This is a genomic window from Desulfovibrio sp. (assembly GCF_019424165.1).
Classification (GTDB): domain Bacteria; phylum Desulfobacterota; class Desulfovibrionia; order Desulfovibrionales; family Desulfovibrionaceae; genus Desulfovibrio.
Window position 1 is genome coordinate 1 of the sequence record NZ_JAHZAA010000034.1, and the last position, 21020, is coordinate 21020.

Below are 21020 nucleotides of genomic sequence, written 5' to 3' on the forward strand. Positions count from 1 at the left end.
GGGCACGAAAGGTGAAAGAGCCGCCGTAACCTGAAGGCGCGGGCCGCCACGCCCGGCAGCATCGCGCACCTTGAGGCAGGTTTCGGTGATGGCGGAAAGGTCATCGTCTGTTTCTGTGGGCAGGCCGATCATAAAGTAGAGCTTTACCTGCCGCCAGCCGTGCTCAAGCAGCTTCTGGGCGTGCAGCAGCAGCTCTTCTTCGGTTATGCCTTTGTTGATGACGTCACGCAGCCGCTGGCTGCCTGCCTCCGGAGCAAGGGTGCAGCCGGTGCGGCGCAGGTCGGCCATCCGTTCGATGATTTCGTCATCAATGGAGCCTACGCGCAATGATGGCAGGGAAAGGCCAATCTGCTCGCGGGCGCAGCGGTCAAGTACGCCAAAGCACAGGGTCTTCAGCGCGGAAAAATCTCCGGTGCTGAGAGAAAGAAAGGAAATTTCGTCAAAACCCGTTTCACTCAGGCACTGGTCCAGCAGCGTCTGGATGGTTTCAAGTGAGCGTTCCCGAACGGGACGGTACACCATTCCTGCATGGCAGAATCGACAGCCACGGGTACACCCGCGCGCGATTTCCAGCGACAGCCTGTTGTGCACGGCCCCTACGGGAACGACCTGTCTTGCGGGATAGGGGGTATTATTGATGTCTGCCACGATACGGCGCGCCGGGCGGGTATAGTCCGCTATCAGAGGAACGGGGGGCGCAGAAGGGGCTTCCGGGCGAGCGGCAAAAAGCGAAGGCACATAAATGCCGGGTATATGGCGTGCCTCAAGGAGCATCCGTTCACGGGGCCAGCCTTCGTCCAGGGCTTTTTCGAGCAACTGTAGCACATCGGGCAGGCTTTCTTCGCCATCGCCAAGAACCATGATGTCAATGAAGGGCGTCAAAGGTTCGGCGCTGAGCAGGGCTCCGCCTCCGGCAATAATCAGGGGACAGGACGTCAGATCCTGCGGCCGGTCGGCTGTGCGTAGGGGAATGCCCGCCAGATCAAGCATATAAAGCACGTTTGTATAGCAAAGTTCGTGCGTTATGGAAAAACTCAGGCAGTGGATCTGCGCCAGGGGCGTGTCTGACTCCAGCGTTGCCAGCGGCGTATTGTGCGCGCGCAGGATTTCTGCGGCTTCGCGTTCGGGGGCCATGACCCTTTCAGCCCACCATTGGGGGCGTCTGTTGACGATATTGTACAGAATTTTTTGCCCCAGATAGGACATGCCGACATCATAGGTGTCGGGAAAGGCCAGAGCTACACGCAGGCGCACCTGGCTGGGGTCCTTGCGACAGGCATTGTCTTCAATACCCGCATAGCGGCTGGGCTTCGGCAAAAGGGGCAAAAGGGAACGCATAGACTTCCTCATTGAAAGTTTTGCAACAGATATATGTCTGTACGGGTTCGCTGGGTGCGCGACAGCTTTTGGCGCAGCGCAATAAAAAACGGCGGCATTGCTTTTCTGTCAGCCTTGCCGTCCGGGAATCTTCGGTCGTCCCGCAAATGGAGCCGCCGCATTTTCAGAGCAGCGCTGCTTTCCAATTGTCCTGGCGGCTGTGCGCGGGCAGACATTCGCCATGAAGGGGCAGGCGCAGTGTATCCGCACGGCTAAACGCCGCCGTGGGCGTTTGGGCAATGTTGAAAATACATATTCTCAACGGCGTCATGTGCCAATGATAGGCCGCTCAGGCATGAAAGTAAAAGCAGGGTATGAAAAGGGCGGCACATGGGGCCGCCCTTGAAAAAAACTGAACAGGAAACAGGACTTATTTTATAAGGCCGCTGCCGGAGCCGCTGAACGGCTCGGAGCTGAACTGCATTTTGCCAAGCCCGCCAGCCACGGTAAGGTTGGTGCAGGCTTCGATGTACTTGTCCTGAAGTTCCTTTGGGGTGTTGGCGTAGCGGTAGAGGAAATTTTTTCCTTCCAGGCTGCCGTCAAATTCGGGCTCAAAGGGATAGCCATAGGGCAGCATCATCATCTGCACGCCCTGCTGGGTGGGTATGCTCTGGATGGCGGCCACGTCATTAAGGCAGTCTTTTTCGGCATCATACTTGCCAATGACCAGTTCACCCGTTACCAGCTTCATCAAACGAATATCGTAAGCCATGCTTTGCTCCTGAATGTTAATGGCTTGTAGGTAGGCATTGAAGCAGCGCATGTCAAGGCATTTTCTGTTGCCTTGGCTGCCGAAAAGACTAAAATACCGCCATGCATAATTTTGACGCTTCATCAGAATACACTTCGTCCAGGGCGCTTGAGCTTGTGAAAAAGCAGCTTGGGCATGGCTTTATTCGCAAAGATCTGCTGGTACTGGCCCTTACCCACAGTTCATGGGCCAATGAGTGCGGGCCGGGGCAGGAACACAACGAGCGGCAGGAATTTCTTGGAGACGCCGTTCTGGAGCTTTGCGTCTCGTGGGAGCTCTACCGGCGCTTTCCCTCCGCTCGCGAAGGGGAGTTGACCAAGATGCGCTCCGGCCTTGTCAGCGCCGTAAGCCTTGCGGAAAGAGCGCGTGAGATGGGTCTCGACGGGCTTTTGAAGTTGGGGCGGGGCGAGGAAAGTCAGGGAGGAAGAAAGCGCGACGCGGTATTGAGCGACGCTCTTGAGGCCGTATTGGCGGCCATTTACGAAGACGGTGGCTTTGCCGCGGCACAAGAGGCCGTAGGCCGCATATTCGCCGGGCAGTGGCCCAACCGGGCCGGGGACGGCAAGGCCTCCAAAGATTACAAGACCCGATTGCAGGAGGCCTCGCAGCAACGCTTTGGGCAAGCGCCCCTATATACGCGCGTGGGCAGCCATGGTCCCGAGCATTCAAAGGTTTTTGAAGTCGCCTTGCGACTGCCCGACGGCAGCGAATTTTCGGCCAGCGGCAGCAGTTGCAAAAAAGCCGAACAGCAGGCGGCCCGTATTGCTCTGGAAACCCTCGGACACACAGAATAACATCCGCAAGCGCCGCCGGGCAACGAAAAAACGTTGCGACCAGAGGGCTGCGGGGCAGCTCTTTTGGTGTGAAGTGGCTGTATGGGGCGGGGATGACGCAACTTTGGCTGGTCCGGGGGCACGGCCCCCGGACCTCCCATCTTTGGTCTGCCACAGCCTATTATAAGATGACCTAGCCGCCGATAAGCTGCATGGCCATCTGGGGCAGCGAGTTGGCCTGCGAGAGCATGGCTACCGCAGACTGGCTCAGAATCTGGTTGCGCACAAACTGCGTCATTTCTGTGGCTACGTCCACGTCGGAAATGCGCGATTCGGCTGCCTGCAGATTTTCCGCCTGAATATTCAGGTTGGTAATGGTGTTTTCCAGGCGGTTTTGCATGGCGCCCAGGTGAGCGCGTATCTTGTCTTTGGAAATAATGGCGTTGGTGATGGCGTCCAGGGCGCGCTGCGCGGCCTGCTGGGTAGAAACGGTTCCGCCGTCACGCAGCTCGCCTGTCGCATCGTCAATAGCCTGGTTGCCTACGCCAAGGGCAGAGGCCGTGCTGTTGCCGATTTTGATGTAGTAATAGTCTTCGGCGGAGTCGTTGCCTGTGCCGAAGTGGACCTTGAGCTTGCCCGTAGAGGTCATGCCGCTGCCATCGTGCGTGTCGCTGGACAGGGAACCGTTGAGCAGGTGAATGCCGTTAAAGTCCGTGGCATTGGCAATACGGGTGATTTCCGAAGCCATAGCCTGATATTCGGACTCGATCATGAGGCGCTGGGTGGAATCATAGGTGCCGGTAGCGGCCTGTTCCGCCAGCTCTTTCATGCGGGTGAGCTTTTCGTCAATAACGCCCAGAGCGCCGTCAGCGGTCTGAATCATGGATATGGCGTCGTTGGCGTTACGCGCGCCCTGTTGCAGGGTCGCGATGTCGGCCCTTTGCAGTTCGCGGATTGCCAGGCCAGCGGCGTCGTCCGCCGCGCTGTTGACGCGCAGGCCTGTAGAAAGGCGCTGTACCGACTTGCTCAACTGTGAGTAGTGAGCATTCAAATTTCTGGCCGTGTTTGCGGCCATCAGGTTGTGGTTAATAACCAAAGACATGGGACACCTCCTGGTGGTTACTAAGCTGTATCCACGGCTTTGCAATCCATGTGCCAAAAAAAATTATTTTTTAATTTAAGTATGTTATGAATGAATTGTGGGTGTGGGAATTTTTTTCCTCCCCCTTGGTGCGAAAATTTTGACGCGCAGGGCATTGTCTGCGGGCTGCTGAAGGAAAAATTTGCGGGCAGTGAAACCGGCTGGTTGCAGCCGTGAATGAAAAAAGCTTCCGCGAGGAAGCTGTTAAGGATGGAGCAGGGGGCTGCCGGGCCATTCTTTAAAAGGATATTTTATCAGGACGGCAGGCTGCCCACAGAGCGCCCTGGTCTGCGCAGCATGTCATCAAAAGAACAGGGCTGGTTGCGATCATGCCGGTACGGGCAGGGCGCCTGTCGGAGCCGGCATTTTGATGTTTACCCGATAGTCATACCGCTTGCTGATGGCCTGCTGCCAGTTCAGCGGCGGCGCGCAGCAGATGTTCAAAAGATTCGTGCCTGCCCGCATCAAGATGCTGATCAGGACGAAATTCGTCTACCAGACAGCCTTCATCCAGAACGACCACCCGGTCGCAGAGGCGAAAAACAGAACCCATATCGTGCGACACATAAAGCAGTGACAAGCCCAGGCTGCGTTTCAGGCTTTCCAGCAGGTCCTGCAATTGCGCGCGCACTACGGCATCCAGGTCAGTCAGTGCTTCATCAAGAAGCAGAATGTCCGGCTTGGGGGCCAGAGCACGGGCGATGCAGACTCGCTGCAACTGTCCACCGCTCAACTGCCCCGGGTATCTGCGTGCGCTGGACTGGGGCAGCTCCACCAGTGAAAGCAGCTCCGCCACACGTTTTTTGCGGTCTGCCGCTGACGCCAGCCCGTGGGCCAAGAGCGGTTCTTCAATGATCTCCCCGATCGTCATACGCGGGTTCACCGCGCCGCGCGAATCCTGAAAGACCGTTTGTACATGCCTGCGCCAGTTATTTTTGCGGGCTTCCGGCGCGCCGATGTCTTTGCCCATAATCAGGACATTGCCTTCGTCAGGCTTTTCCAGCCCCAGCAGCAGACGAAAAAGCGTACTCTTGCCCGCGCCGTTGCGGCCCATGACAGCAAGACTTTCCCCACGGTGCAGGCGCAGGCTTACATCCCGCAAAACCTCCTGGCCGGGCTGACGCCGCCAGCGGCATGCACCATAACTTTTTTTCAGATTACGGCATTCCAGCAGTACCGCCCGGTGGGGATCAGCATGTTTTGTTTCGGGGGGCGCTGCTGTAGTCTGCTTTTCGACAGGGGGACAAATTCTGGATGTATGAAAGGCGTGCAGCAGTTCTTTGGTATGGGCATGCCCCGGACGGCGCAACAGCTCTCGGGCCGATCCCCGCTCCACAATGCGCCCGCCCTGCATGACTGCGATGCTGTCGGCCATGCAGGCGGCGGTGGTGAGGTCATGATCAATATAGAGTAGTGCAAAGCTGTGGCGGGCTTGCAGGCTTTTCAGCAGGCGAAGAATGCGCGCCTTGCCTGGCAGGTCAAGGCTCGAGATAGGTTCATCTGCAATAATCAGCGGGCTTTTACGGGCCAGCGCCAGAGCTATCATAACGCGGTGGAGCATGCCGCCGCTCAGTTCAAAAGGATGCCGGGGCAGTATGGATTCTGGGTTGGCAAAGCCCACTTCACGCAAGCGCCGCCGCATGGCGGCCTCTTCGCGCCTGCGCGGCACGCAGCCGGTGTCTCTGAACGTTTCGCAAAAAGTATGCCGCACAGTGAAAAGGTGATCGAAGCAGTCGCCGGGGTTTTGCATGATCAGCGCGGGAGCACCCCCGGCAATGCGGATATTTCCTTTTTCCTGCTGCACACCGGGGGGCAGCAGGCCCATGACCGCCATGGCGGTGAGGGATTTGCCCGATCCGCTGGACCCCATGAGAGCCAGTGTTTCCCCCGCGTGAATGCTCAGGGAAATATGGTCCACAAGCCTCGGTGTTTCTGGTTCGGCAGCTTTCAGGCAAAGGTCGCGAACCTCAAGAATGCATGGAGCGGCTGGCGGGCAGGCCGGTTTTGTCACATATTCCATATCAGGCCCCCGCGGCGCGCAAGGCTGGGTCCAGGCGGTCCCGCAAGGCGTCGCCCATAAGGTTGCAGGCGGCAGTAGCCATGAAGATCATCAGGCCGGGGTAGAACATAAGCATGGGCTGCGAGCGTATGTAGTTGCGGGCTTCGGAGATCATGAGTCCCCACTCCGGGGTGGGGGGCTGTATGCCCAGGCCCAAAAAAGAAAGCCCGGCCACATGCAGAAGCATATGTCCCACATCCAGGGTTGCAAGCACCAGAACCTGCACGATGATTGCGGGCAGAAAGTGGCGAATGACAATGCGTGTGCGGCTCAGACCCATGGCCTGCGCTGCCAGGATATGCCCCCGGCTTTTCAGGCTCAGCACATGGCTGCGCACAAGCCGTGTGTACCACGCCACATGGGTTATGGCGATGGCGATGACAAGGTTTGTCAGCCCGGCCCCGAGAATGCCGATAAGAAAAAGCGCCAAGACAATGGTTGGAAAGGTCATCATGGCATCGCAGACGCGCATGATGGCAGAATCTACCCTGCCGCCGAGATAGCCTGCCATGGAGCCAAGGGCGAGGCTTGCCGCTACGATACAGGCGATAATGTACAGCACTGTGGACAGGGAGTAGCGGGCCCCCACTATGAGGCGGGAGAGAATATCGCGCCCCAGGTGGTCCGTACCCAGCAGATGGTCCGCACCGGGCGGCAGAAATTTTTTTGCCAGATTCACAGCTTCGGGATCGTGAGGTGCCAGCCAGGAGCCAAGCATGGCGCAGGCCATCAGCGGCAGCAAAATGAGAAGGGCTACGAGCGTTTTTTTGTTCATCGTCCTTCTCCAAGGCGGATGCGCGGATCGATCCGCGCGTAAAGCACGTCTGTAAGCAGATTGACAAGTACAAAAATAAGGGTGGTTACCAACGTAAACGTCTGGATTACGGGGTAGTCGTGATTGTATATGGCAGAAACCACATACCGGCCAACGCCGGGCCAGTTGAAAATGTTTTCAACAATCACTGCGCCGCCGAGCAGTTCGCCGAAATGCATGCTCATGGATGTCAGGACGGGAATAAAGGCATTGCGCAACACATGCTGGCCGATGATGCGCCATTTTTTCAAGCCTCTTGAGCGGGCATACATGACACTGCGGCTGTGCATGTGTTCCAGCATGCTGGCACGCACAAGGCGTATGTTGATGCCCATGGACATGAAAGAAAGAGTGAACACGGGCAAAATCAGAAATTCCGGGCCGCCTCGGCCCATGGCAGGCAGAATGTCCAGATGGCGCGAAAAAAGGAGCACCAGCAGAAAGCCCAGCCAGAACGATGGCATGGATACGGCGCTGAACGCGAAAATACGGGTGAGGTGATCCGGCCAACGGTCTTTGTACAGGGCGGCCGCGATGCCCAGAGGAACGCTGATGAAAATGGTTGCTGCCATGGCCCACATGGTCAGTTCGATGGTAGCGGGCAGATAGTACAAAATCTCGTTGAGCGCCGGATTGCCTGTAACGTAGGACAGACCCAGATCGCCCTGCAGGGCGGAGGCCAGCCAGTCCAGATACTGCTTCCAGAGCGGCTGGTTCAGGCCCAGGCTTTCGCGGGTGGTCGCCAGCAGGCTTTCCGTGGGCGGCAGACCGGATAAACGCAGATATGCCATTGCCGGATCTGTTTTACCGTGGCGCAGGACGGCAAAAACAAAAACAGAAACTCCCAGCAGCAGAGGGAGCAGAATAAGAAGGCGGCGGCACAAAAAGCGTATCATGAACGGGTCCGCGTTGAGGTTGCAGGTATGGGCGACAGAGCCTTGCCGCCATGTCGCACTTTGCCCATGCCGTGGAGCGCGCGAGGCATACCACGGCATGGGCAACAGAGTACAGTGACAATCCCGGGAGATCGCCGTGCTGGTATTTACCTAGGGCCTTGAAATCCGCGCCAGAGGCAGCTCATACGAAACAGGACTGAAAGTGAAATCCTTGAGATTTTTCTTTTTAAACAGTGCCTTGTCGACCGTGCGGCTTACGGGAACGTACACGGCTTCGTCATGCAGCATGGTCAGAATGCTGGTGAACAGGCTCTGAAGCTCCTTGGTGTCCGTAGTGGCAAGAGCTTTTGTAATAGTCGCATCCAGTTCTTTTTTCTGCGGCAGCCCGCGCTGGGCCTGGTAGTCCGCATGTCCGGCCACGCGCATGGCCGCAACGTATGAGAACGGATCATAGGGCGCACCGTTGGATTCGCAAAATATCATGTTGAATGCGCCATCGGTCTGTGACGCGCCAAACGCATTAGGCTCTTCGCCCATCAGCTTAACATCCACGCCAATGCGGGCCAGGTTGCTCTGCACCACTTCGGCAATGGAGCGCATGATGCTCTCATTGGCAATGAATTTGAGTTCAAGACGCAGGGTTTTGCCGTCTCGGGTACGGAACTTTTCGCCGGATTTGAGCTTCCAGCCAGCTTTGTCCAGAATGGCGGCGGCTTCTTCAAGAGAATGGGGATAAGGCTTCAGCGCAACATCACAGAAGGGGATATCTTTAGCCAGCAGTTCTTCGGCCGGGGCCTCCTGATCAAGCAACACGCCCTTTATTATGGCAGGGCGGTCAATAGCGCGCACAATGGCTTGACGCACAGCAAGCTCATTGGTGGGGAACAGGGCGGTATTCATGGCCAGCAGACGGGTATTGCGCGGCGAAGACTCGCGGGTGGCGTAGGCCGGATCCTTGGACAGGGCGGCGTAGGCATCCGGATTTACTCCGGCCGAGCCGTGGTCGGCAATGGCGGTGGCTATAAGGTCTACTTCACCGCTTTCAAGCGCGACAGCCCGGGTTTCTGCATCAGGAATCACCTTGACCACAAGCTGGCGCATCCGCGGCTTTTCACCCCAGTAATTATCATTGCGCACAAAGCGGTCAAATTCGCCTTTGCGGGTTTCGGCCAGAACCCAGGGGCCAGTACCCACCGGCGCTTTTATGCTCTGGGCGGTATTGCCGTCTTCAGGCATGGCCGCGGGAGAGAGAAAGCGCAGGGGACGCACCAGGCTCAGTTCCTGAAGCGCAGCAGCATACGGCTGTTTGAGTATCAGTTCAAAGGTGTGAGGGCCGACGGCCTTGTACGAGTCGATAAGGTCCGCCGTGGCCAGCCAGTCATGACGCTTGATGTTCATGTGGACGGCATCGAAGTTTTTTACCACAGCATCGGCCGTGAAAGGGGTGCCGTCTGAAAATTTTACATCCTTGCGCAGGTTGAAAGTATAGACCTTGCCATCGGGTGAGATTGTCCAGCTTTCTGCCAGCCAGGGGATGATCTTGCCGCCTTCGGCATACTGCACCAGCGGCTCATATATAAGGGCCTGGGCGAACATTTTGTTGGCGCCGTAGGCATGCGGATTAAGAGGCCCCACATTGCTGCTCCAGGCGTACACCAGCGTGTCCTTGTCCCAGCCATTGGCTGCGGCTGCGGGTGAGAGTGAAAATAGAAGGAAAAACAGGGTCAGAAAGCCGCCGCAGGCATGGCGGAACAATAGAGGAAACGCCTTGAAAATTCTGTTCATCTTCTTGTCCTGTATGGGGTTTTGAGGATTTTAGGGATAGTATCGGCATGTTATTTTTGTGTCAACTTTTAAAAAAACGTGACACACATCGCACATGGTTTGCCGCCCCGCTGGAAACGATGCTCAGGGCTGTTGCCCCCCGTGCTGTTTCTTTTAGGTAAAGAGGTGAGTGAAGAGGTGAATGGAGCCGCAATCAGTCTGGGGCTGTCTGCTTTTATGAAAAAACGCTTCGGACTCGGCGGAAATTTTTTTTTGGGTAGGTGCTTTATTGCACTAAGGTAAGAATCGGCCACGCAGATGCTTGCCGCTGTGCCGGTGCGCCTGTTGGTGTTATAAAGCACAAGGCTGCGCCCGGCAGTGGCGTAAAAATGTACTTTAGCGGCCAGTGGTGCATTTTTTTGACATTTTTAGGCAAGATATTTCTATGTATATTTTTGTTTGATTTAAATGATTTTTTGATGAACATGGACAGCAATGTAAGGTAACGCTCAGCCGTATTCATGTATATTAAAACCATGAGAAGGGTTTTTTTGTCTTTTATTATAAATACGGTTCGGAGTATCGTATAAATACTTTCCACAGAGTGATTGTTTTTGCTTTATACAGTGGATAAAATACTGCTTAACCCATCAAGAACAGAGGGTATTTACAGGTTGTTAAACTTTGAACTAATGCTTGACAATCTAGCTCATAAAGGTATGTTCTCAGGTGGTGCCGCTGGTTTTTCTGTAAGACGGCACCATTTTTGGCGTGGTTTCCCCAGCCGGACACTGCGGCAAATTTTGTCTTTTTGTGCGCCATGTGCTCGTTTGTACAAGGTCGCCAAGGGCAATAGGTGCCGGTGGGGGAGGTGTGTTTGTGATTACTTGCATTATTCGCATGGAGGACTATGGGTATGGCATCACCAAAGGCAGCATTTAACGAAGACAAAGTTGCCCTGCTTATCGGCTGCCTTGTCTTCGTTTTAGCGCTCGGCAAAATGATCGGCCTGGATATGATGGGCTGGGTCGTGCGCGTTGGCATGTGGGTTGATAACCCGCTTACCGCCTGGAAGGCCGCAACTTGGAAGTGGCTCCCCGGCTGGGGTTCGCTGCTGGTCAGCTACGTGGTCATCACCACCCTGCTGGCTGTGGGCATCAAGCTTATCAAAGGCAATGTGTCCAGCTTCATTCGTGGCTTCACCATCATCTTCTTCATGGCCATCGCCTGCTACACGGCCGGGGCCAACGCCTACATCGCGGCCAACCCCACGCAGCTTGCCAAACAGGGCATTCCGTGGGCTTTGGGTCTCAGCACTGAAGCTGGTCTTATCGTGGCTCTGGTTGTCGGTATTCTTGTGGGCAACATTACCCCCAAGTTTGCCGAAAGCCTGCGTGAAGCCTGCCGGCCCGAGCTTTTCGTTAAGATCGCCATTGTTATCATGGGCGCCGAACTGGGCGTGAAAGCCGCTGATGCCGCCGGTTTTGCCGGTCACATCATTTTCCGCGGTCTTTGCGCCATCGTTGAAGCTTACCTGCTCTACTGGTGCGTTGTTTACTACGTTGCCCGTAAGCATTTCAAGTTCAACAAGGAATGGGCTGCTCCTCTTGCTTCCGGTATCTCCATCTGCGGCGTCTCCGCGGCCATTGCCACCGGCGGCGCCATCCGCGCCCGGCCTGTGGTGCCGATCATGGTGTCTTCGCTGGTCGTGGTGTTTACCTGCATCGAAATGCTGATCCTGCCTTTTGTGGCTCAGCAGTTCCTTTCCACCGAGCCCCTGGTGGCCGGTGCCTGGATGGGTCTTGCCGTTAAGTCTGACGGCGGCGCCATCGCCAGCGGTGCCATCACCGAATCCCTCATTCTGGCCAAAATGGCCGGTCAGGGCATCAACTGGGAGCCGGGCTGGATCGTGATGGTTACCACTACCGTCAAGATCTTCATTGACGTGTTCATCGGCGTGTGGGCTCTGGTGCTCGCTTACGTCTGGACCGCCAAGTTTGACAAAACCCGTGGCGAGCGCACCATGACCTGGGGCGACGTTATGGACCGCTTCCCCCGCTTCGTGCTGGGCTACATCGGCACCTTCCTGATCCTGCTGTTCATGTGCCTGTCCTCGCCCGAACTGCACAAGCTCGGCAAGAGCCTGTCCGGCACCATTAACGGGTTCCGTGTACTGTTCTTCCTCATGACCTTCTTCACCATCGGTGTGGTGTCCAACTTCCGCAAACTGCGCGAAGAAGGCATCGGTCGTCTGGCCGTTGTGTACGTGGTGTGCCTGTTCGGCTTCATCATCTGGGTGGGCCTGTTCATTTCCTACGCCTTCTTCCACGGCATGACCCCGCCTGTTATCGGCGGCTAGCATATTCGGAGTAAGATATGGAAAAGTCTAATGAAGTAAAACTCCATGAAGAAATTGAGAAGATGGAGTATGAACCCCTGGACCCCGTTGAAATGAAGCTCATTAAAGGTGGCGTGGGGCTTGGCCTCTTCCTGCTGATAGTGCTCTTCCTTGTCAGCAAGTTTGTGATGACCACACACTAGGCACCGCCATTGTGTAATTGACTAAACACACCGGGAAGGGGAACCCCCTTCCCGGTGTTCGCGTTGAAAGGATTTGCCATGCCGCGCTATCATCTGCGCTTTATGAAAGGGCCTAATTATACGCTTAACCTTGAATATGAGGCTGTAGTAGAAGCGGCCTCATTTGAAGAAGCCCTGGCTCCGCATACTGACTGGCCTATTACCGAAAGCTACGATCACGCCACGGCTACCGCCTGGAACCCCGGCACCTGCGTTTATTATCAGGAAATGTGGGAAGCCGCGCTGCTGCCTGAAGAAAAATAGGCATGATGCGCCTTCGCTACGTCGTCAGCGCCTGTCTGGCGGGCATTGCCTGCCGTTATGACGGACGCGCCACGCCTTGTTCCGCAGTCATGCGGCTGATGGAAGAGGGCCGGGCTGTGGCAGCTTGCCCGGAGTGTCTCGGCGGGCTGCCAACACCCCGGCTTGCCTGCGAATTGCTGGGGTCGCGGGTGGTAAACAAAAATGGGGAAGATGTGACCGCGGCTTTTCTGCACGGCGCGCAGGCGGCCACAGCTCTGGCCCGACAGAACGGCTGTAACGCCGCTATCCTTAAAAGCCGCTCACCTTCGTGTGGCTGTGGTCAGATATATGACGGCACGTTTACCGGAACGTTGCGTGAAGGGAACGGACTGTGGGCTGACGAGCTGAGACGGGCCGGGATCACCCTGTTTACCGAAGAACGGTTACCCAGGGACGAATGAAGCAGGGCGGTCTTGGAGCGGAGATGGATCATATTCTGCTTGCATCCGCACCCTCTGCGGAACATTGACGAATACTTTGCTTGAAGCCGAAATGTTGGAACTGTCTGGATTTGCAGGCCGTGTGCTTTCAACAGCGCCCATGACGCAGGCGAAATGCTCATGCCGTGTTGTATGCACCACTATTCCACTACTGCATATTTTTTCAAATAAAAAACGATCTTGGCGGGTCCCGACAGTTTCGACAATGTTTGCAGTGCGAAAAGTCCCTGTTGTGACACCAATGCAAATATCCCGTAACAGCCCAATACGCTATTACGGGATATTTGCATTGAAAGATGGGAGGGGATTTACTGCGAAGCTGTTTTGCAGTGGCCGACCAGGATGTTCAGCTTTTGTCCGGCCGGCTGCGGAGTGAAGACAGCTCTGCTGGTTATTTGCGTTAGCAAGCGCAGTGGTAGGCAGGCTGTAACAATCTTGAAGCATGTCTCAAGGATATAAACACGTTCCAGAGGTCAGATTTTTTCGGCGTGAATGCCGTGGTGGACAAGCTCGGTCACCACTTTTGTGCAAAATTCCGGCAGCTTGGCTTCTGCCTCTGGAGTCAGCCCAACCTGCATGGTTTTGTAGTCATATGGCTGCATGCCGAAAACCAGCGCTCGTGGCCGGTGACCGGCCAGTTCACAGGTTACAAGCGTGTCTACAAGGTCGGTCTGGTGCATTGAGTCTCTGAAGCTCAGGCTTTGCCGCAACTTTTCCCCTTCCAGCAAATATATGGATCCGGGAGCTTCGCGGCCCAGTACCACATCCAGGACCACCAGAAAATCACAATCCATAAGTATGCTCATGAGCATCAGCCCTTGCGTGCCGCCATCCATAAGAGTCACATTTTCAGGCCAACGGTACTGTGACTCAAGGTATTCCACCGCCCGTACCCCAAAGCCTTCATCGGTCAGCAGAATATTGCCCACACCCAGGATAAGCACTTTTTCTTTGCTCATGTGCCTGCTCGCTTTCTTGAAAGGTGAAAAAAAGGGCGGGGGCAAATCCCCCCGCCCTCATCTATTCCGGCTACGGCAGACTACAGAACCTTGTAGTCATGCACTTCGTTGCTTTCACCATCAATGACGTGCACAGAACAGGCGATGCAGGGGTCAAAGGAGTGAATGGTGCGCAGGATTTCTACCGGGCGCTTGGGATCGGCCACAGGCGTGCCGACCAGGGCGGTTTCGGCCGCGCTGGGCACTCCCTTGTCGTCCCGGGGTCCCAGGTTCCAGGTGGTGGGAACCACAAGCTGGAAGTTGTCGATCTTGCCGTCTTCAATGGTCATCCAGTGCGAGAGGCCGCCACGTGAAACGTCGGCAAAACCGACCCCGCGTGCGGAAGTCGGCACGGCGTAGTCTTCAACGATCTGTTTGTCTTTGACGATGTTGTTCTCGTATTCGTTAAGCCAGTTTTCCATCTGCTGGGCAATGACCAGCGTCTGGATGCCGCGGGCGGCAGTACGGCCCAAGGTAGAGAACAGAGCTTCGGGGCCGAGGTTCAGCTTGCCGAGCACGGCGTCAATGGTGGGCTTGATGGTTTTGTGGTTATGCCCGTAGGCCACCAGCATCTGGGCAAGGGGGCCGGTTTCCACGGCGTGTCCATCGTAACGCGGAGCCTTGTTCCACGAATACTTGTCCGTGTCACCCATGAAGGTAAAGTGCGGATTGGTTTCGCCTTCAAAGGGAGCGCGGGCCTTGCCCTCGTACCAGCTATGACGCACGTGCTCTTCAATCTTGTTGGGATCAAAGGGCTGTACGGAACCCACCTTGCGGTCATAGATAACGCCGGGCTTGTACCAGCGGCTGTTGAGGTCGCGCTCGCCGCCGGGAGCGGGAAATTCGCCAAAAGCCATGAAGTTGTTGGTTCCGCCGATCTTGCCCCAATCCTTGTAGTAACTGGCTACCAGCAGAAGGTCAGGAATGTAGACTTCTTCAATAAAGGCACGGGCCTTGACGTAAAGCTCACGGAACTGCTTGATGCGTTCGGGCGTCAGGGCTTCATAGCAGGTTACGCCACCGGCAACGGTAAACTGGGTGTGCGGGTTCTTGGCGCCGAAAACGGCCATGCCCTTGGCCACTTCCACCTGGGCGCGCAGGGCCTGCAGGTAGTGGGCAGTGCATACAAGGTTGGCTTCGGGATCCATATAGTACCCTTCGTGTCCGCCCAGGAAGTAGGCGTTGGTGAAGGGACCGAGCTGCCCGCTTGCCACAAAGGTTTTCAGTTTTGCCTGTACGGCGGCAAACTCTTCAGTCGTCGCCTTGCGGGGCGAAATGGAGTTCGCCAGTTTGGCTGCCTTTGCGGGGTCAGCCAGAAGGGCGCTCGTAACGTCCACAAAGTCCAGTGCGTGGAGATGGTAGAAGTGGACCAGGTGGTCGTGCATGAACTGGTTGCCCAGAACCAGGTTGCGGATATAAGTGGCGTTGGCCGGAATGGGCTTGTTGATGGCGTCTTCAAGGCTGCGTGTGGAGGCCAGGGCGTGGGTATAGGTGCAGACGCCACAGGTGCGCTGGGTGAAGTGTTGCGCATCGCGGGGGTCGCGGCCTTTAAGAATGGTTTCAATACCACGGAAGAGGGTGGCGCAGCTGCGGGCCTCTTTGATCATGCCGCCTTCAACTTCCACTTCAATACGCAGATGGCCTTCGATGCGGGTCAGCGGATCCACCACAATGGGACCGGTGTAGTTGCTCTGGGGCGTTTTAGTGACTTGGCTCATTTTTTATCCCCCTAGTTCTGGTAGAACGGCGTCATATCGTCCCAGAAATTGGGCTCACTGCAACCTATGCAGGGATGCCCGGCAGCCACCGGCCAGTTGGTCTCGTTGAAAAGAACCTTGGGACAGTTGTTGTAGGTCTCGGGTCCTTTACAGCCGACATCGTAGAGGCACCAGCCCTTGCGCGCTTCTTCAGAGTTGAAGGAAGGCGCAAATTCACCGGCGTCGAAATGTTTACGGCGTTCGCAAAGGTCATGCACGCTCTGTCCAAAGAACATAACGGGGCGGCCCACTTCGTCCAGCTCGATTTTCTGGCCCTTGAGAAAAGCCACAAGAGTGCCGACCATATTCAGAGGGTTGGGCGGGCAGCCAGGCACGTTGATGGCCTTGACGCCAAGCTCCGCATAGCAGTCATTGATGCCCTTGGCGTCGGTGGGATTGGGCTTGGCCGCCTGGATGCCGCCGTAACAGGCACAGGTGCCGATGCTGACAACAGCCTTGGCCTTGGGCAGGATGTTTTTGCAGATGTCGTACATGGTGTGTCCGGCAATATAGCCGTACTTGTTGTCCATGCCCGTGGGGATAGCGCCTTCGACAAGGCAGATGAAACCGTCAGGGCCATTGACGGCGGCCTGAAGTGCTTCTTCGGCGGCTTCACCGGCGGCGGCCATGATGGTTTCATGATAGTCAAGAGAAATGGTGTCAAGAATAAGGGTGTCAATGAAGGGCTGATAGGTGCGCAACAGCGCTTCGGAACAGCCCGTGCACTCGGCGGCGTGCAGATAAACTACCGAAGGACGACGCCCGGTGAGGGCGGCAGCCACATCGGAAGCAAACGCCGGACCCATGCCCATGGCCACGGCCACCGCTGTACAAAATTTCATGAAATCGCGGCGGCTGATGCCCTGGCGCTCCAAACGCTCTTCTCCGCCTTCTTTGCCCAGACCCACGGCAATACGCATAATAGCCTCCTGGCAAGAGTGAATGAACATCTGCGGCGCAGTCCCCCTGCCACTGGGGCCTGCTGTGCGGCGCGAAAAAGTCACGCCGTCCGTGTAGAAGACAACGGTATAGCGACGTCCGGCCTTGCAGCCGTGCGCCCTGTGGCGCTGTCTGTGCATAATTCAGGAACTGGTATGATGCGAAAAGGCTGCTGGCTTTGGCGTGTGCGGCGGTCATGCCCCTCATGTTTCCGCACGGCCAGCTGGCCGTCATTTGCGAAAAATTATATACAGTAAGCTACAAACGGTCAATAGGTTCGTGATTTTTTGCTGGCGTTTACGGGGCAGGCCCGCCCTGTGGGCGGCGGCTTGAGAAAAGATTTATTAAAAACTTTGCCCGGGCGGCTATCAGGGTTGCCATGCGGGGCATGTCATGCGGGCCAAGGTATGAAATAGGCGCTTGCGCGTCAGGTTGCCACCTGGATGCGCTTGCGTTATTTTCGTGCCTCGCGGCGCGAATGTATGGCCGTCATGATCTTTAAATTTCACCGCATTGAGGATGGCATGAAAACGGAATCTCTTTGTCTGCACGCCGGGTATGAGCCTAAAAACGGTGAACCGCGTGTTGTGCCTATCGCCCAGAGTACCACATTCAGGTATGAATCCACCGCAGCTGTGGCCAGACTTTTTGACCTCGAGGATGCGGGATTTTTTTATACCCGCCTTGGCAATCCCACAGTGGATGCGGTAGAGCGCAAGATCGCGGCCCTTGAAGGCGGCGTGGGCGCCCTTTGCACATCCTCCGGTCAGGCGGCCAATCTGCTTGCCCTGCTTAATGTGGCGCGCAGCGGCGACCATATCGTCAGCGCTTCCAGTATTTATGGGGGTACATTCAACCTCTTTGCCGTGACCCTGAAAAAGCTCGGCATTGAAGTGACGTTTGTGGATCAGACCGCTTCGGACGAAGAGCTTGAAAAAGCCTTCAGGCCCAATACGAAAGCGGTGTTCGGAGAGGTTTTGACCAACCCGTCCATGGATGTGCTGGATATAGAGCGTTTTGCCGAACTGGCGCACAGGCATGGCCTGCCGCTGATGGTGGACAGCACCTTTGCGACCCCCGTGCTGTGCCGTCCCTTTGAATACGGGGCGGATGTGGTCGTGCACTCCACAACAAAGTATATGGACGGCCATGCCCTGCAAATGGGCGGCGTTATTGTGGACAGCGGAAATTTTGATTGGACTGGCGGAAAGTTTCCCGAATTCACCGAGCCGGATCCTTCCTATCACGGGCTGATCTATACCGAAGCCTTTGGCCGTGCAGCCTATATCGTCAAGGCCCGTGTACAGCTCATGCGTGACATGGGTTGCTGCCAAAGCCCACAGGGAGCCTTCTATATCAACCAGGGGCTTGAAACCCTGCCGCTGCGCATGGAGCGACATTGCCGCAATGCTGAAACTGTGGCCGCCTACCTTGCGAATCATCCCAAGGTCGAGTCTGTCAGCTATCCCCGTCTGCCGGGCAACGCCAACAAGGCTCTGGCCGATAAATACCTGCCCGACGGGTGCAGCGGCGTGATTTCCTTTTCGCTCAGTGGCGGGCGTGACGCCGGAGCGCGCTTTATCGACAGTCTTGCAATGGTTTCACTTGAAGTGCACGTAGCTGACATTCGCACCTGCGTATTGCACCCGGCAAGCTCCACCCATCGGCAGTTGACCGACGAGCAATTGCGCGAGGCGGGCATAAATCCGGGCACGGTGCGTTTGTCCGTGGGGCTTGAGCATGTGGATGACATTATTGCGGATCTGGATCAGGCCCTCAAGCAGGCATAGTCGTTGTTGCCATAAACGGTATGAGCCATAAAAAAGACGGCGGGAATTCCCGCCGTCTTTTTTATGAACTTTTCGAAAACTGTTTTTACCTGATTTTTTGTGCAACAATATGTTATACTTGAGCTTTTACAAGATTATTATCACGGTCGCGTGTTTTTGGGCCAAAGATGCCTGTTCCCTACCTTCGATACAGACAGATATTAAAAATCCATCCGTTCATGGCTGGCATCAGCGATTTTTTCTGGCAGAAAACATTTGCTGTACTTATTGGGGCGATGCTGGGTGGCGGAATCCGGCTTCAATGAGTCTGCGTGCGGCATTGTCGCGCCCGACCCTGCTGGTGCCGCCCATAACCACGGCCAGCATGCGGGTTTTACCCCGTTGCCCCGTCACAATAAGGTTGTAGCCCGAGGCCACGGTCCAGCCTGTCTTCAAGCCATTGACGCCTGCAACCGTACCCAGCAGTCCATTGGTATTGCGCGTTTTTCTGTCCCGGTAGGTGAGCAGTTGCACTCCGTGGTAACGCAGGGCAGACGGGTGTGAGCGCAGGTAGGCTCTCGTCATTCGCGCCATGTCTCTGGCTGTGGTTTTTTGCCCGGCGGCCGGTAGCCCGGTGGGGTTTTTGAATGTGGTGCGGTTCATGCCCAGGGCCTTGGCCTTCTGGTTCATGTTGCGCACAAACTGGCGGTCGTTGCCGCCAACCCGGCGGGCCACCGCTGTGGCTGCATCGTTGCCGGAAACCACGGCCATGCCCGTAAGCAACTGTGACAGCGCAACGCGTTCGCCAGCCCGTAAATGCATGGATGATCCGCCTACAGCAGCGACCTGTGGCGTGATCCTGATTTTTTCACCTGGTTTGAGCTTGCCCGCGCGAATCTGGTCCATGGCCAGATACATGGTCATGACCTTGGTGAGTGAAGCTGGGGGAATGGCCATATCCGGATTCTTGGCATAAAGAACTTTGCCGGTGTCCATATTAATGAGAATGGCGGAGCGCACGGGCATGGCTGCCTGAGCACTGCCGGAAACGGCGCATATGGCAATCAGGCAGAGCCATAAAAAACAGACTGCCAGACGTGCGGTTGCCCACGGCATTACGCCGTGGTGGGCGTAGGCATGGTACGACCGCGCAGGCGCGTTTCTGTTTTCCGTACGGCGTTGTTCGCGGTAGTCCCTGGGGCGGCAAGGCTCTTCCTCTACCGTAAGCGTGGCGTGAGAATCTTTTTTAACCATTATACTTTTTTAGGCATTGTACTTGTAAATACGGTTTGCTTCCTCCACTGCCTGCATGGCAAAGGCCAGCAGCACGGGACCGGCAATAAGCCCCACCGGGCCAAAGCTGGAAAGTCCACAGAGGATGGCAATAATCAGCACAAAGAAAGGGGCTTTGATGCCCTGCCGCAGAAAAAGAGGACGCAGTACGTTGTCCACTCCCGCTACGGCCAGCATTCCCCACAGCCCCAACCCTATGGCAGCCATACTTTTGCCGGTAAACCAGAGCGAGATGCACAGGGGCAGCCACACAAGAGCCGTACCCACCATGGGGATAGGGGCTACCAGGGTCGCCAGCAAGCCCCAGAAGGCAGGCTGGTTGACGCCCGCCACCGCAAAGGCGATACCGCACAAAAAGCCCTGGGCCAGCGCCACCAGAACAATGCCCAGCATGATGCCGCGCAGCGCCCGGTGTATGGCCGTGATGAAGCGCCGCAGCATGGGCTGGGAAATGTGGAAGATCCTGCCCGTGATCTTGCGCACGCGGCGGGAATAGATGGTAAATATCACTGTCAGGCTTACAAAGAGAAAGCTGGTCCAGAGCACCGTCATGGTACCCCCGAGAAAATCTACGCCGCGCGACAGCAGCAGCCCCATGGCAGTATCAAAAAAACTGTCCAGCCGCGCGAGAAGGTCATCAAACGCGCGCTCAAGGCGCGGATGCTCTGTAAGGCTCTGTCTCCATTGCTGAATATAGTTAACCCACTCAGCGGGCAACTGAAAGTTATTGGCCTGCAGTTCGCGCAGTCGCGTAAAACCGGCTGCTGCCTGCGGCGATACCAGAAGAACCAGCACGGCAATGGGGACGATAAGGGCCGCTACCAGCATGGTGATGTACCCGTAAAGCGGCGAGGAATTGACAAAAGAAAGAAGAAGGCGGCGCTTGCGTGAATCCGGCCGGCTGCGTTCAATACGGATTCGCCAGGCCCGGGCTTTCTGCCTCAGTTTGCGGTATTGCGGCAGCGTGAGGCAAGACAGGCAGGCCGCCATAAAGATTGTGACGGGATTGGGCAGTAGCAGCAGATACCAGGCCAGTACGGCCAGCAGGTAGAGCAAGCGGGGCATTGTTTGTGTCATGCGGTAAGCCTTGGGTTGCGTGCCCCAAAATTCTGGATGCGGTTGATGTGGCGGATAGAACCCACGGCGCGGGCTATGCCTGTACGATAGCCCGTGGCTGCCAAATGGCTGGGCGCAGCCAGACTAGCAAATATATGCTTGGTCTGCCAAGCCTTACGGCGCAGTGTGAAAAAAAGACGAGTGTGATTAAAAAAATTCTTTTTTATTGGAATGTTATATGCCGTTTGTCACCGGTTAAGGCTTTGGGCATTTAAACTTTTGCAAAAAATGCGCTCCATTAGCTACAGGG

Annotated in this window: 18 protein-coding genes; 6 read left to right on the forward strand and 12 right to left on the reverse strand. The window is 56.2% G+C overall.

What is annotated here, in order from left to right:
* A partial coding sequence (locus tag QZ377_RS10300) for a TIGR03960 family B12-binding radical SAM protein (protein ID WP_291441064.1) occupies positions 1–1338 on the reverse strand: 1338 nt, incomplete at its 3' end.
* A gap of 409 nt (positions 1339–1747) precedes the next feature.
* Complete coding sequence (locus QZ377_RS10305; protein WP_291441065.1) at positions 1748–2089, reverse strand: hypothetical protein; 342 nt, start codon at positions 2087–2089, stop codon at positions 1748–1750.
* A 101-nt stretch (positions 2090–2190) separates the two neighbouring features.
* Here QZ377_RS10305 and rnc point away from each other — a divergent pair, with 101 nt between their 5' ends.
* On the forward strand, positions 2191–2922 hold the full coding sequence (gene rnc / locus QZ377_RS10310; RefSeq protein WP_291441066.1) for a ribonuclease III: 732 nt from the start codon (positions 2191–2193) through the stop codon (positions 2920–2922).
* Positions 2923–3094: 172 nt separating this feature from the next.
* On the opposite strand, the gene QZ377_RS10315 is transcribed toward rnc, so the two are convergent.
* From QZ377_RS10315 to nikA, 5 genes are all read right to left on the reverse strand, one after another.
* Entirely contained in the window at positions 3095–4003 is a 909-nt protein-coding gene (locus QZ377_RS10315) for a flagellin (protein ID WP_291441067.1), read from the reverse strand.
* 424 nt (positions 4004–4427) lie between these two features.
* On the reverse strand, positions 4428–6062 hold the full coding sequence (locus QZ377_RS10320) for an ABC transporter ATP-binding protein (protein WP_291441068.1): 1635 nt from the start codon (positions 6060–6062) through the stop codon (positions 4428–4430).
* 1 nt (position 6063) lies between these two features.
* Positions 6064–6876, reverse strand: a complete 813-nt coding sequence (gene nikC, locus QZ377_RS10325) for a nickel ABC transporter permease subunit NikC (protein ID WP_291441069.1) — start codon at positions 6874–6876, stop codon at positions 6064–6066.
* Entirely contained in the window at positions 6873–7811 is a 939-nt protein-coding gene (gene nikB, locus QZ377_RS10330; protein WP_291441070.1) for a nickel ABC transporter permease subunit NikB, read from the reverse strand. The genes nikC and nikB overlap by 4 nt, the downstream gene beginning before the upstream one ends.
* 150 nt (positions 7812–7961) lie before the next feature.
* Positions 7962–9596: a nickel ABC transporter substrate-binding protein gene (gene nikA, locus QZ377_RS10335; protein WP_291441071.1), complete on the reverse strand. Its 1635-nt coding sequence runs from the start codon at positions 9594–9596 to the stop codon at positions 7962–7964.
* A gap of 895 nt (positions 9597–10491) precedes the next feature.
* On the opposite strand from nikA, the gene QZ377_RS10340 reads away from it, so the two are divergent.
* From QZ377_RS10340 to QZ377_RS10355, 4 genes are all read left to right on the forward strand, one after another.
* Positions 10492–11934 (forward strand): putative sulfate exporter family transporter, encoded by a 1443-nt coding sequence (locus QZ377_RS10340; protein ID WP_291441072.1) that lies wholly within the window; start codon positions 10492–10494, stop codon positions 11932–11934.
* Positions 11935–11951: 17 nt separating this feature from the next.
* Positions 11952–12116: a bacteriocin-type signal sequence gene (locus tag QZ377_RS10345; protein WP_291441073.1), complete on the forward strand. Its 165-nt coding sequence runs from the start codon at positions 11952–11954 to the stop codon at positions 12114–12116.
* 78 nt (positions 12117–12194) lie between these two features.
* Positions 12195–12419 carry a hypothetical protein gene (locus QZ377_RS10350; RefSeq protein WP_012624667.1) on the forward strand — a complete coding sequence of 75 codons (225 nt, stop codon included), beginning with the start codon at positions 12195–12197 and terminating at the stop codon, positions 12417–12419.
* Positions 12420–12424: 5 nt separating this feature from the next.
* Positions 12425–12859 carry a DUF523 domain-containing protein gene (locus QZ377_RS10355; protein ID WP_291441083.1) on the forward strand — a complete coding sequence of 145 codons (435 nt, stop codon included), beginning with the start codon at positions 12425–12427 and terminating at the stop codon, positions 12857–12859.
* A gap of 512 nt (positions 12860–13371) precedes the next feature.
* Here the strand turns inward: QZ377_RS10355 and QZ377_RS10360 are convergent.
* The 3 genes from QZ377_RS10360 to QZ377_RS10370 all read right to left on the reverse strand — a co-directional run bounded on the left by QZ377_RS10360 (position 13372) and on the right by QZ377_RS10370 (position 16573).
* A complete protein-coding gene (locus QZ377_RS10360) occupies positions 13372–13857 on the reverse strand; it encodes a HyaD/HybD family hydrogenase maturation endopeptidase (RefSeq protein WP_291441074.1) in 486 nt (161 codons plus the stop codon).
* A gap of 80 nt (positions 13858–13937) precedes the next feature.
* On the reverse strand, positions 13938–15614 hold the full coding sequence (locus QZ377_RS10365; RefSeq protein WP_291441075.1) for a nickel-dependent hydrogenase large subunit: 1677 nt from the start codon (positions 15612–15614) through the stop codon (positions 13938–13940).
* An 11-nt stretch (positions 15615–15625) separates the two neighbouring features.
* Entirely contained in the window at positions 15626–16573 is a 948-nt protein-coding gene (locus tag QZ377_RS10370; protein WP_291441076.1) for a hydrogenase small subunit, read from the reverse strand.
* 543 nt (positions 16574–17116) lie between these two features.
* Here QZ377_RS10370 and QZ377_RS10375 point away from each other — a divergent pair.
* Positions 17117–18382: an O-acetylhomoserine aminocarboxypropyltransferase/cysteine synthase family protein gene (locus tag QZ377_RS10375; RefSeq protein ID WP_291441077.1), complete on the forward strand. Its 1266-nt coding sequence runs from the start codon at positions 17117–17119 to the stop codon at positions 18380–18382.
* Positions 18383–18646: 264 nt separating this feature from the next.
* Here the strand turns inward: QZ377_RS10375 and QZ377_RS10380 are convergent, their stop codons facing one another.
* Complete coding sequence (locus QZ377_RS10380; RefSeq protein ID WP_291441078.1) at positions 18647–19615, reverse strand: D-alanyl-D-alanine carboxypeptidase family protein; 969 nt, start codon at positions 19613–19615, stop codon at positions 18647–18649.
* A 9-nt stretch (positions 19616–19624) separates the two neighbouring features.
* Entirely contained in the window at positions 19625–20731 is a 1107-nt protein-coding gene (locus tag QZ377_RS10385; RefSeq protein WP_291441079.1) for an AI-2E family transporter, read from the reverse strand.
* Positions 20732–21020 lie beyond the last annotated feature (289 nt).

What these genes read in the sequence shown, in the direction of transcription:
- QZ377_RS10305 (WP_291441065.1), bottom strand. Translation starts at nt 2,089, where the DNA reads ATGGCTTACGATATTCGTTTGATGAAGCTGGTAACGGGTGAACTGGTC.
- rnc (WP_291441066.1), top strand. Translation starts at nt 2,191, where the DNA reads ATGCATAATTTTGACGCTTCATCAGAATACACTTCGTCCAGGGCGCTT.
- QZ377_RS10315 (WP_291441067.1), bottom strand. Translation starts at nt 4,003, where the DNA reads ATGTCTTTGGTTATTAACCACAACCTGATGGCCGCAAACACGGCCAGA.
- QZ377_RS10320 (WP_291441068.1), bottom strand. Translation starts at nt 6,062, where the DNA reads ATGGAATATGTGACAAAACCGGCCTGCCCGCCAGCCGCTCCATGCATT.
- nikC (WP_291441069.1), bottom strand. Translation starts at nt 6,876, where the DNA reads ATGAACAAAAAAACGCTCGTAGCCCTTCTCATTTTGCTGCCGCTGATG.
- nikB (WP_291441070.1), bottom strand. Translation starts at nt 7,811, where the DNA reads ATGATACGCTTTTTGTGCCGCCGCCTTCTTATTCTGCTCCCTCTGCTG.
- nikA (WP_291441071.1), bottom strand. Translation starts at nt 9,596, where the DNA reads ATGAACAGAATTTTCAAGGCGTTTCCTCTATTGTTCCGCCATGCCTGC.
- QZ377_RS10340 (WP_291441072.1), top strand. Translation starts at nt 10,492, where the DNA reads ATGGCATCACCAAAGGCAGCATTTAACGAAGACAAAGTTGCCCTGCTT.
- QZ377_RS10345 (WP_291441073.1), top strand. Translation starts at nt 11,952, where the DNA reads ATGGAAAAGTCTAATGAAGTAAAACTCCATGAAGAAATTGAGAAGATG.
- QZ377_RS10350 (WP_012624667.1), top strand. Translation starts at nt 12,195, where the DNA reads ATGCCGCGCTATCATCTGCGCTTTATGAAAGGGCCTAATTATACGCTT.
- QZ377_RS10355 (WP_291441083.1), top strand. Translation starts at nt 12,425, where the DNA reads ATGCGCCTTCGCTACGTCGTCAGCGCCTGTCTGGCGGGCATTGCCTGC.
- QZ377_RS10360 (WP_291441074.1), bottom strand. Translation starts at nt 13,857, where the DNA reads ATGAGCAAAGAAAAAGTGCTTATCCTGGGTGTGGGCAATATTCTGCTG.
- QZ377_RS10365 (WP_291441075.1), bottom strand. Translation starts at nt 15,614, where the DNA reads ATGAGCCAAGTCACTAAAACGCCCCAGAGCAACTACACCGGTCCCATT.
- QZ377_RS10370 (WP_291441076.1), bottom strand. Translation starts at nt 16,573, where the DNA reads ATGCGTATTGCCGTGGGTCTGGGCAAAGAAGGCGGAGAAGAGCGTTTG.
- QZ377_RS10375 (WP_291441077.1), top strand. Translation starts at nt 17,117, where the DNA reads ATGAAAACGGAATCTCTTTGTCTGCACGCCGGGTATGAGCCTAAAAAC.
- QZ377_RS10380 (WP_291441078.1), bottom strand. Translation starts at nt 19,615, where the DNA reads ATGGTTAAAAAAGATTCTCACGCCACGCTTACGGTAGAGGAAGAGCCT.
- QZ377_RS10385 (WP_291441079.1), bottom strand. Translation starts at nt 20,731, where the DNA reads ATGACACAAACAATGCCCCGCTTGCTCTACCTGCTGGCCGTACTGGCC.